Raw genomic sequence first — 9,298 nt, forward strand, 5'->3', positions numbered from 1 at the left:
GCGATGTTTTCGTATAACCCACAGGAGTATGCATTATGGATTCACAATTTATTGGATCGGTCATTAATGCACTGCCGCTGGAGCACATGATTGGCGGCCCACTGCAGGCAATGATCAAAGCGCAGGTGCAGGCGAGTAAAGCGTACGCCGACTTCCTGCTCTCGGTGTGTATCAAGGACGGTAAGGCGGAGTCGGTGCAGTTTGACTACGACGAAACCGTGGTGGATGACAAGGGCGTTATCCAGGGCGTGGTGAAAAAGACCATGCGCATCCCGCTGCTGGCGGCCATTTCCCACCCTAACATCAGCATCGAAGAGGGCACCATCGACTTCGAGCTGGAAGTCTCCCAGAGCGAAGCCAGCAGCAGCCAGACCGAAGCGGAAGCCTCGCTGGAAGCGTCTGTTGGCTGGGGGCCGTTCAGCGTGAAAATCACCGGTCGCGTCTCGCACAAAGCCCAGCAAACCCGCTCCAGCGATACCCGCGCGAAGTACAGCATCCATACCCAGGTTAAACGTCAGCCACCGCCGGAAGCTCTGATGCGCGTGATTGATTTCCTGACGGATGCCGCAACACGCCCGGCTGTCCTGCCGTCAGAGGCGAAAAAGCTGGAATCGAAACAGCTTGATGCCTACCCCGAAACGCCTGCCACAGCGGAAAAAGCGCCGGCGTAATTCTCGCTATCTCCACCCTGAGGCTGCCTGGCAGCCTCATTTCTCACGGAGCGCACTATGTCAATGAAAGACTGGCTTCGCGGCAACCGTGGCGCGGCACCGAAGGCGGATTCCCCCGCGCCACAGCCTGCGCCGGAGGAGGGGGCCGGGCTGCCACCTGCCGATCCGCCACCCGACGATATCGCCGGATTACCGCCTGCCGATCCACCACAGGATCCGCCCCCGTCTCCGGGCGACGGTACGCCACCTTCTGCTTCGGGTGTGACGCTGGCCGATATCACCCGCGGCATGCAGCATGCGGCCTCGGCGGCAAACCAGCTTATCGCGCACCAGTACATGCAGGCGCTGGATCCTTTTTTTGAACACAGCGACGACGGGCGGCTGGTGCCGAAGATCATCGAAATGGCACTTGATGATCGCCACCACTTTGAGTTGCCGCTGGTAGCGCTCGCGACGCCGCGCGGGCTGATGCTCGAGAAAATGAAAGTGTTTCTTACCGTGCGTACCGACGCGGTGGAACAGCAGAGCGCAATGTCCGGCACGCCTGACGACGCGGTCAGCCGTTTTCACGTCAGCATGTCGCCACCGAGCCATGGAAGCAGCGGGCGCGACAGCGGACATGTGGATATCGAAATGCAGTTCACCGTGCTGGAGCCGCCGGAGAGCGTGCTGCGGCTTATCGAAGAGTACACCCGACAAGTTCTTCCTCAAGTAACTGACAGGAGCGATGACAATGGCTAATCAACCCCTGAGCACCGGCGCTGCCGGGCTGACGCTGATTAAATCTTTCGAAGGGCTAAGCCTTGAGAAGTACCGCGACGCGGTAGGCAAATGGACCATCGGCTACGGGCATTTGATTTTGCCCAATGAAAACTTCCCCCAGGCGCTGAGCAAAGTGGAGGCGGAAGATCTGTTGCGCGCAGATCTCGGGATGACCGAACGCGGCATCCACAAGTATGTGACGGTGGATCTTAACCAGAACCAGTTCGACGCGCTGGTCGCCTTCGCCTTTAACGTCGGGCTTGGCAACCTGCAGAACTCAACGCTGCTGCGCCTGCTCAACCAGGGCCAGTATCAGGAGGCGGCCGATCAACTGCCGCGCTGGAATAAAGCTGGCGGCAAGATTCTGGCGGGGCTGACGCGCCGACGTGACGCCGAACGTGCGCTGTTTCTGGCACCGATTAACTGATCCCAGGAGTGAAGAGATGAAACGATATCTCCCGATAGTCACCTTTGTCGGTCTGCTGCTAACGCAGCCCGCGTGGGCAGAAGTGCCGCAGTGCAGCGCGGTGGTGCAGGCGGCTAATCAAGAGTTAGCAAAACTGAATAAGAAAACCGTTCAGGATGACAAAAAACTGACGGCTCTGCTCAAAACCCTGAACCGCGATGACGTGCTGCCAGCCGATTACGTCACGCACGATCAGGCCATCAAACTGGGCTGGAGCGGCAAGGCGGAGGACTCGCTATGGAGCGTGTGGGCGCTGAACAAGAAGCAGTTGGGCGGCGACCCGTGGAGCGGTAAACCGCTGCCGGGCAAAGGCAAGTGGTACAGCGCGGATATCGATAGCGTACGCGGTCTGCGCAGTAACAAGCACCTGATTTACAGCCCGGAAAGCGCGACGCGTTATCTCACTACAGATAACGACGCCACAACCGTCGCGCTTCCTCCTTGCCAGTAGTCGCTATTGCGGCCTCATCCCATTCGTTGAGGCCGCCTGTTCAGGAGGGAAATACGATGGCCGCAGATGGGCTGCAATTGCTAAGCCAGGGGCTGGCCGCGCTCGCCGGATTGTTCGGCGGGCTGAGCGTGTCGTTTTTCTGGCAGCCGAAAAAACTGCATCAACACGGGCGCCTGGCCGCCGGGATCATCATTGGCGCGATTAGCGTGAGCACCACTTTCACGCTCGGCGGGTTTATTGCCCGCTGGCTGGGGATGAACTTTAAAGACAGCGATATCGCCATGGGGATCGGCTATTTTGTGGGCGCGATAAGCGTCGGCATGATTGCCTGGCTGGCCAACTTCTTTAACCGCCGCGAAGGGCATGACATTTTGCAGGTGGCCGGTGAGTTAAAACGCGCAGCTCGCGGCGTGAAAGCCGCACCGCGTCGCCGTGCGCCGCGACGCAAACCAGGGGAACCATTATGACGCTTAAACTCCTTTTTTGGGCCATCACGCTGGTGGATGTGGCGATTGCGGCGATCATTTTTATTAGCGCCCTTAGCAGCCGTATGCTTGATATTCCACTGTGGTATCGCATTGGGCTTTTAATTACGGCGTTCGGTTTTACCGTGCAGGGCTGTTTGAATTTACCCTACCTGTTGTTTAACGTGATATTAATGGCTCAGGAGTTACCTTTCTGGATCTTAAAAGATGTAGGTATTGGGATAATCTCAATTTATTATTTTTGGCACACCATGCACAAAGATGATAAATCCAGCAAAGCACCGATACGTAAAAAAACGGCGGGAGTGAAAAAGACGCCGGTCGCTAAAAAAGTCCCTGTTGCTAAAAAAACACCAACCCCACGCGCACCACGGAAGAAGACACCCGCCCAATAATTAACGCGGAGTAGTAAATTTCTTTTGCTGCTCCGTGAAGTGGCCCAGGCCATTTATCTCGTCTGCACTGGTCACTTGGCAAATATTCAGCAATTCACTGCGGCGCTAATTTAATCCTGCGAATTCGCACTTCCTTTATTTCACTCGCAGGAGATGATTATGTCTGTAAACTCTGTTTTTTCACGTAAGGTTAAAACGCGCAGCATTATTTCTGTGGCTGCGGTATCACTATTTTGCTTTTCAACAGCGGCGATGGCAGTTAATGTTGGTCCGGCCTGTAACCTGCCCGGTGCTGGCCTGACTGCCGCGCAATGGGCGCAGAATCAGGATAACGCCGGCGGGCATATGACGACTTGCCATGTCGGTAAAGCCGACGCATGGCTGCAGCAGCGCACTGTTGCCAACCAGCCGGGATGCCCGCAAACGAATACCGCTTCGACATGGACGGATGCGAATGTGGCGTGGAATTCGATCGGTAACACCATTCAGGCGTTCTGTGCTGGCGCGGCCAACCATACCGCGGCGGTTAATTTCACCATTGCGCTGGGCGGGAATGGCACTGCGAACGTGGGCAGGGCATATGGCAATGGGGCTTTTTATAATATCGCCAACGATCGCCACGCGTTTATCCGCTTAGTGAATAACGGTGGACAGTGGCGCGTACAAACAAGTTATCCAAGAAATTAAGTTAAACGACAGGAGCATTATGCCCACGCATAATGCTCCTTTTACGCTCAGGAAAACGAAAACAAGCTAACGTGAATCAAATAACGACAATCAGGACTACTCTTCCGAATACATCATCGCAGCCTGAGTGCGGTTATTCACATTCAGACGGCGGAAAATCGATTCCAGATGCGCTTTCACCGTGCCCGCGCTGATATTTAAATGGCGGCTAATTTGTTTATTTGACTCCCCGGCGGCCAGTAATTTCAGGATTTCACGCTGGCGTTCACTCAGGCGGGCAAGCGCGCTCTGCCCGTTGTCCAGTAACGTAATGCTCTCCTGTGGCAGACAAAACATGCCAAGCGACGCGGTACGGAGCGTTTGCGCGATGGTTTCCGGGGGAGAATCACGCCTGATAAACGCCATGGCATGATGATTTAAAAAAAGCCGTAATAATGTCGGCTGACATTTATTCATCAGCATCACTACGGGGATATTCGGATGACGACAAGCTAAAATATCCAGCAATTCGAGGCTTGAGGTTTTATTACCATCGCCATCGAGCAGAATTAACGATGCCGGAAATTCATTAAGCGTATCATCAATGTCTTTTTGATTATTCAGCCCACGAACTTTTACCTCCGGAATATATTGCGATAGTACTGATGTCATTCCTTCAATAAATATTGACTGCTTGTCAATCATGAGTACATGCATACATTATCTCCACGTAATAGCGTTCGCCATTGAGACTGGTAATCATCAAAGTATTCAATGAAATGCAAAAAAAGAAACAGGCTAATTGTCATAGGTCTTTTAACCGATATGACGGTTTAAACATTATTGGATGGTTTAAACTGATGAAGAAAATATTATATATAAAGAATGGTCGCATTGCTATTTTACGGATTGTTAGCAAGCTTTGTTTTTACAAATATCGGCAGAGTGGCGCGAACGTTTATTTCGCTAGTCGGGTTATTTGCGAGACTGGCAGAAGAAGGGAAGGTTGAAGTGCTGGCGGATTGTGATGTTGGAAGGGCAGGGGCTGATGTGGAATGTTCAACGATGGGTGCTGGAAGGATGAACGTTATGGATCGAAGGGGGCAGCGGGTAAGGGATTAAGAGGTCAAAAAGAGGTTAAGAAGGAAAGGATTTAGAAAGAGAGAGGTGACAGCATGCAGAACGTTGATTTTTTCAGCACTTAGCGGCGTATGACAACATCGTGACTTGCATAGCCGCCCGCGGCAGGTATAATCCAACACGTTTCCGCATCCCCTTCAGTGCCGAAGTGGCGAAATCGGTAGACGCAGTTGATTCAAAATCAACCGTAGAAATACGTGCCGGTTCGAGTCCGGCCTTCGGCACCATCGGAACATCAATAGACGTCAACGGACGTCTTTTTTTGTGCCTGAAATCCAGTATCCGCAAGGCTTTCCTCGCTTTTTCACTCAACCTAAGTCAACCTGATTCAATCTACATCAACTTACTGATGCGGGTACAACTGCGGGTATATCCCGGTTCGATAATGTTTGTACCCACACAGAACCCTTGAAAGGATGCTCATCATGGCTCTGAGTGATGTGAAGGTTCGTTCGGCTAAGCCTGAAGCAAAAGCCTATAAGCTGACTGACGGTGACGGCATGGTATTGCTGGTTCACCCTAACGGTTCTAAATACTGGCGACTTCGTTATCGCTTTGGCGGTAAAGAAAAGATGCTGGCGTTGGGAAAATATCCCGAAGTCTCGCTGGCGGATGCCAGGGCACGGCGGGATGAAGCCCGTAAGCTGTTAGCTAATGGTGTCGATCCCACTGAGAACAAGAAAGCAGTTAAAGTAGAGCAGGAACAAGAGGCGATAACGTTTGAAGTGGTTGCCAGAGACTGGCATGCCAGTAATCAGAAGTGGTCTGCATCGCATAGTGCTCGTGTATTGAAAAGCCTCGAAGATAATCTCTTTGCTATTATCGGTAAGCGTAACATTGCTGAATTGAAGACGCGGGATCTGCTCGTACCTATCAAAGCTGTGGAGTCATCCGGGCGTCTTGAAGTCGCCGCCCGTTTACAGCAGCGGACTACCGCGATTATGCGCTTTGCCGTTCAGAGCGGTTTAATCGATTACAACCCTGCACAAGAAATTGCCGGTGCGGTTGCTACGGCGAAAAGACAGCATCGTGCGGCACTGGAGCTTAACCGTATACCTGAACTACTTCATCGTATTGATCATTACTCCGGCAGGCCTTTAACTCGATTAGCCGTCGAGCTCACTTTGTTAGTGTTTATCCGCTCAAGTGAACTACGTTTTGCACACTGGTCAGAAGTGGATTTTGAAACAGCCATGTGGACGATTCCTGGTGAGCGTGAACCGCTGGAAGGCGTTAAACACTCTCAGCGTGGATCCAAGATGAAGACTCCACATCTTGTTCCTTTATCGCAGCAGGCTCTGGCTATTTTGGAAAAGATCAAAAGCATGAATGGGAACCGTGACCTGATCTTCGTAGGAGATCACGATCCGCGTAAACCCATGAGTGAGAATACGGTTAACAAGGCTCTGCGAGTGATGGGCTATGACACGAAAACGGAGGTCTGTGGGCATGGATTCAGGACGATGGCCTGTAGCTCATTGATTGAATCGGGTTTGTGGTCGAGGGATGCTGTAGAAAGGCAGATGAGCCATCAGGAGCGTAGCTCTGTTAGGGCTGCCTACATCCATAAAGCGGAACATCTGGGGGAGCGCAGGTTGATGTTGCAGTGGTGGGCGGATTATCTGGATGCGAATCGGGAAATAGGGGTAAGTCCGTTTGATTTTGGAAAGTAACACCTAAATATTTTTCTATCATGAATTCGCAAGATAAATGAGAATAATCATGAGGTTAGTGAGCCCATGATGCATAGCGGCAATGACATTGTGAAAAAGTAGTACGACGCTACTATTGCATAAATTCTCTGTAACCTGTTATAGTCTTCTCACTGACCTAGTACGACGCTACTACCTAGGTAAGAGAGGGAGTAAATAGCAGTTGCCGCTGCTATTTACCCGAAACATTCTGATTAAAACCGCTCTGAGAGGCTCTAACAAAATGAACGAGAAAAAATATCAATCCCTGCGTAAAAAGTCAATAAGTAAGGGGGGGAATATGGCTTGTATTGTTATGCTGGTACACGCGCTCTCCTTTTCCTCATTGCAGATGGATTTAGATGTACGTGTTGGGGATGTGAATTGGAAACACTCGATTGTGCTTAAAACTACTGGAGGAAAGGGAGAGTAATCTCCCTAACTTACTTATGCATAAAATTGTTACATTAGAGAGTGTTGCTGAGATCCGCTTAGGGATGCCCTTTAAATCGGCGATACAAGATGCTGGTGAGCAAGGCTCCTGTTATCTTATCCAGACGAAAGATATTGGACTTGACGGCATTTTAGATCTAGGTGCTTTAACCTCTGTTATCCCAGAGGGTAATCCTGAGAAGCATTATCTTTTCCCTAATGATATTTTATTACGTCTGCGGGGGCCTGTGTTTTCTGCTGGGATTATCGAAGGAAATTTAGGCAAACCAATCATTACGTCCAATCAGTTAGCAGTAATTAGATGTAATGATAATCTAATACTGCCACATTATTTACATTGGTATATAAACTCTACTTCTGGAAGTAAACATATTCGCAGTTTGAGTGAAGGTACTAGTATTAGTAAAATTAATTCAAAAACAGTTTCTAAAATGACTGTTAAACTTCCAAATTTGGGGGTTCAAGAAAAGATTGGTTCTATTAATAGAAACTGGAATAAACAAAAAACAGTTTATAATTCACTAATACAAAATGGTGATATGCTCTTTGATGGTATATGTGAAAGTATCATTAATAGCGAGGAGTTAGAAAATGAGTGAGATGAAGGCGCTTCATGAATCACTTTTACTTGCTTGTGATTTGTTTAGAGGGAAAGTTGACTCATCTTCTTATAAAGATTATATATTTTCAATGTTATTGCTGAAATATATTTCTGATGTTAAGGCTGATTATGAATATGATTTAATTAATGAAGAATATTCTGGGTTGTTAGAGATTGTTTCTCGAGTACCAGAGGATGCGAGTTTTTATAAAATATATCATGAGGCTAAGAATCATGGTGATTATATTGGCGAGAGGATTGACGACTCGCTGAAATTAATTGATCAGGCTATTGATTCTGTCTGTCAAAGTAGAGGTGGTTATTTATTCGAGTCTATACAATTTGCGACGGTTAATTTTGGTGCAAGATCAGCGAGAGATCGAATGCTTGTTAATTTACTCGCTATTTTTGCACGTCCTGAAATGAATTTTGGTTATATTCAAGGTGGTAATGAAAAGATAAAAGTAGCATGTAGATATCTTTTTGAAAAGATTGCATCTGACTCGGCGATGAGGGGTGGAGATTTTTATACTCCAGAAGGTATTTCGTTACTATTTGCAGAGTTATTGCAGCCTAAGGATGGAGATAGTATTTGTGATCCTACTTGTGGATCTGGTTCTCTTTTAATTACCCTAGGGGAAAAAATAAAAAAATCCTTTAAAAGCAATAACTATACCTTGTTTGGTCAAGAGGCTAATAGATCCAGTTGGGCCTTGGCTAAAATGAATATGATTATCCATAACGAAATTAATAGTCGGATAGAATGGGGGGATGTAATATCTAACCCTCAGCTTCTGGATACAGATAATAGATTGATACAGTTTGATGTAGTTGCTTCTAACCCTCCATTCAATATTATCGGTTGGAATCATGATGATTTAATACATAATGATTATGGTCGTTTTAATTTAGGTTTTCCACCTCAGTCTAAGGGTGATTATGCCTTTATTTTGCACATGATTTCAACACTTAAAAGTGCAACTGGTAGAATGGCCATACTGGTATCTCACGGGGTATTGTTCCGTGGAGGTCAAGAGGAGAGTATAAGGAAAAATTTAGTTAGTGAAGGGTTGTTAGATGCGGTAATAGGTCTACCAGATAGGTTGCTTCTTGGGACAGGGATACCATGCGCCATTTTGATCTTCAGGAGAGATAAAAAACATTCTAATGTTGTGTTCATCGACGCATCTGATTTGGCTAAACCCGTAAAGGGGCGCAATTTAATAACAAATGAAATCATTGAGAAGGTATCAGAATGCTACTTTGAAAGAAGTAGTATCAGTAATTTTTCACATGTTGCTTCTTTTGATGAAATACAAGAAAATGATTTTAATTTAAATATATCTCGGTATGTTAAGAAGCATGAGGAGCAGGCTTTTGTTGATCTTGAGAGCTTACGTCAACAGCGTGAGGAACTACTATCAACATTGCATGAATTAGAAAGAGAAATGAAAGATTTTATTGATAATTGATGGAGATGGTTGATGCAATAGTATCAACCATTTTCTGATTAAATT

At 48.0% G+C, this 9,298-nt stretch carries 12 protein-coding genes and 1 tRNA gene; 12 read left to right on the top strand and 1 reads right to left on the bottom strand.

Annotated elements, in window-relative coordinates:
• Positions 1 to 35: 35 nt before the first annotated feature.
• The 7 genes from H650_RS16925 to H650_RS16955 all read left to right on the top strand — a co-directional run bounded on the left by H650_RS16925 (position 36) and on the right by H650_RS16955 (position 3,917).
• A complete protein-coding gene (locus H650_RS16925; RefSeq protein ID WP_017459065.1) occupies positions 36 to 671 on the top strand; it encodes a DUF2589 domain-containing protein in 636 nt (211 codons plus the stop codon).
• A 57-nt stretch (positions 672 to 728) separates the two neighbouring features.
• Entirely contained in the window at positions 729 to 1,412 is a 684-nt protein-coding gene (locus H650_RS16930; RefSeq protein ID WP_020456324.1) for a DUF2589 domain-containing protein, read from the top strand.
• Positions 1,405 to 1,860 (top strand): lysozyme, encoded by a 456-nt coding sequence (locus H650_RS16935; protein ID WP_020456325.1) that lies wholly within the window; start codon positions 1,405 to 1,407, stop codon positions 1,858 to 1,860. The genes H650_RS16930 and H650_RS16935 overlap by 8 nt, the downstream gene beginning before the upstream one ends.
• 16 nt (positions 1,861 to 1,876) lie before the next feature.
• Complete coding sequence (locus H650_RS16940; protein WP_020456326.1) at positions 1,877 to 2,350, top strand: ribonuclease domain-containing protein; 474 nt, start codon at positions 1,877 to 1,879, stop codon at positions 2,348 to 2,350.
• A gap of 56 nt (positions 2,351 to 2,406) precedes the next feature.
• A complete protein-coding gene (locus H650_RS16945; RefSeq protein WP_020456327.1) occupies positions 2,407 to 2,817 on the top strand; it encodes a hypothetical protein in 411 nt (136 codons plus the stop codon).
• Entirely contained in the window at positions 2,814 to 3,230 is a 417-nt protein-coding gene (locus tag H650_RS16950; protein ID WP_020456328.1) for a hypothetical protein, read from the top strand. The genes H650_RS16945 and H650_RS16950 overlap by 4 nt, the downstream gene beginning before the upstream one ends.
• Before the next feature lie 159 nt (positions 3,231 to 3,389).
• Positions 3,390 to 3,917, top strand: a complete 528-nt coding sequence (locus H650_RS16955) for an RNase A-like domain-containing protein (RefSeq protein WP_020456329.1) — start codon at positions 3,390 to 3,392, stop codon at positions 3,915 to 3,917.
• A 96-nt stretch (positions 3,918 to 4,013) separates the two neighbouring features.
• Here H650_RS16955 and H650_RS16960 read toward each other — a convergent pair whose 3' ends face one another.
• Positions 4,014 to 4,613, bottom strand: a complete 600-nt coding sequence (locus H650_RS16960) for a helix-turn-helix transcriptional regulator (protein ID WP_020456330.1) — start codon at positions 4,611 to 4,613, stop codon at positions 4,014 to 4,016.
• 565 nt (positions 4,614 to 5,178) lie between these two features.
• Here H650_RS16960 and H650_RS16965 point away from each other — a divergent pair.
• The 5 genes from H650_RS16965 (at position 5,179) to H650_RS16985 (ending at position 9,253) form a co-directional block, all read left to right on the top strand.
• Positions 5,179 to 5,263 (top strand) — tRNA-Leu (locus H650_RS16965).
• Between the two features lie 198 nt (positions 5,264 to 5,461).
• Positions 5,462 to 6,709: a tyrosine-type recombinase/integrase gene (locus H650_RS16970; RefSeq protein ID WP_020456331.1), complete on the top strand. Its 1,248-nt coding sequence runs from the start codon at positions 5,462 to 5,464 to the stop codon at positions 6,707 to 6,709.
• A 262-nt stretch (positions 6,710 to 6,971) separates the two neighbouring features.
• The gene (locus H650_RS16975; protein WP_001003202.1) at positions 6,972 to 7,160 is read left to right on the top strand and encodes a hypothetical protein; all 189 of its coding nucleotides are present in this window, start codon (positions 6,972 to 6,974) and stop codon (positions 7,158 to 7,160) included.
• 16 nt (positions 7,161 to 7,176) lie between these two features.
• On the top strand, positions 7,177 to 7,779 hold the full coding sequence (locus H650_RS16980; RefSeq protein ID WP_020456332.1) for a restriction endonuclease subunit S: 603 nt from the start codon (positions 7,177 to 7,179) through the stop codon (positions 7,777 to 7,779).
• Positions 7,772 to 9,253, top strand: a complete 1,482-nt coding sequence (locus H650_RS16985; RefSeq protein ID WP_020456333.1) for an N-6 DNA methylase — start codon at positions 7,772 to 7,774, stop codon at positions 9,251 to 9,253. The genes H650_RS16980 and H650_RS16985 overlap by 8 nt, the downstream gene beginning before the upstream one ends.
• Positions 9,254 to 9,298 lie beyond the last annotated feature (45 nt).

It is taken from the genome of Enterobacter sp. R4-368, assembly GCF_000410515.1.
Lineage (GTDB): Bacteria > Pseudomonadota > Gammaproteobacteria > Enterobacterales > Enterobacteriaceae > Kosakonia.

What these genes read in the sequence shown, in the direction of transcription:
- H650_RS16925 (WP_017459065.1), top strand. Translation starts at nt 36, where the DNA reads ATGGATTCACAATTTATTGGATCGGTCATTAATGCACTGCCGCTGGAG.
- H650_RS16930 (WP_020456324.1), top strand. Translation starts at nt 729, where the DNA reads ATGTCAATGAAAGACTGGCTTCGCGGCAACCGTGGCGCGGCACCGAAG.
- H650_RS16935 (WP_020456325.1), top strand. Translation starts at nt 1,405, where the DNA reads ATGGCTAATCAACCCCTGAGCACCGGCGCTGCCGGGCTGACGCTGATT.
- H650_RS16940 (WP_020456326.1), top strand. Translation starts at nt 1,877, where the DNA reads ATGAAACGATATCTCCCGATAGTCACCTTTGTCGGTCTGCTGCTAACG.
- H650_RS16945 (WP_020456327.1), top strand. Translation starts at nt 2,407, where the DNA reads ATGGCCGCAGATGGGCTGCAATTGCTAAGCCAGGGGCTGGCCGCGCTC.
- H650_RS16950 (WP_020456328.1), top strand. Translation starts at nt 2,814, where the DNA reads ATGACGCTTAAACTCCTTTTTTGGGCCATCACGCTGGTGGATGTGGCG.
- H650_RS16955 (WP_020456329.1), top strand. Translation starts at nt 3,390, where the DNA reads ATGTCTGTAAACTCTGTTTTTTCACGTAAGGTTAAAACGCGCAGCATT.
- H650_RS16960 (WP_020456330.1), bottom strand. Translation starts at nt 4,613, where the DNA reads ATGCATGTACTCATGATTGACAAGCAGTCAATATTTATTGAAGGAATG.
- H650_RS16970 (WP_020456331.1), top strand. Translation starts at nt 5,462, where the DNA reads ATGGCTCTGAGTGATGTGAAGGTTCGTTCGGCTAAGCCTGAAGCAAAA.
- H650_RS16975 (WP_001003202.1), top strand. Translation starts at nt 6,972, where the DNA reads ATGAACGAGAAAAAATATCAATCCCTGCGTAAAAAGTCAATAAGTAAG.
- H650_RS16980 (WP_020456332.1), top strand. Translation starts at nt 7,177, where the DNA reads ATGCATAAAATTGTTACATTAGAGAGTGTTGCTGAGATCCGCTTAGGG.
- H650_RS16985 (WP_020456333.1), top strand. Translation starts at nt 7,772, where the DNA reads ATGAGTGAGATGAAGGCGCTTCATGAATCACTTTTACTTGCTTGTGAT.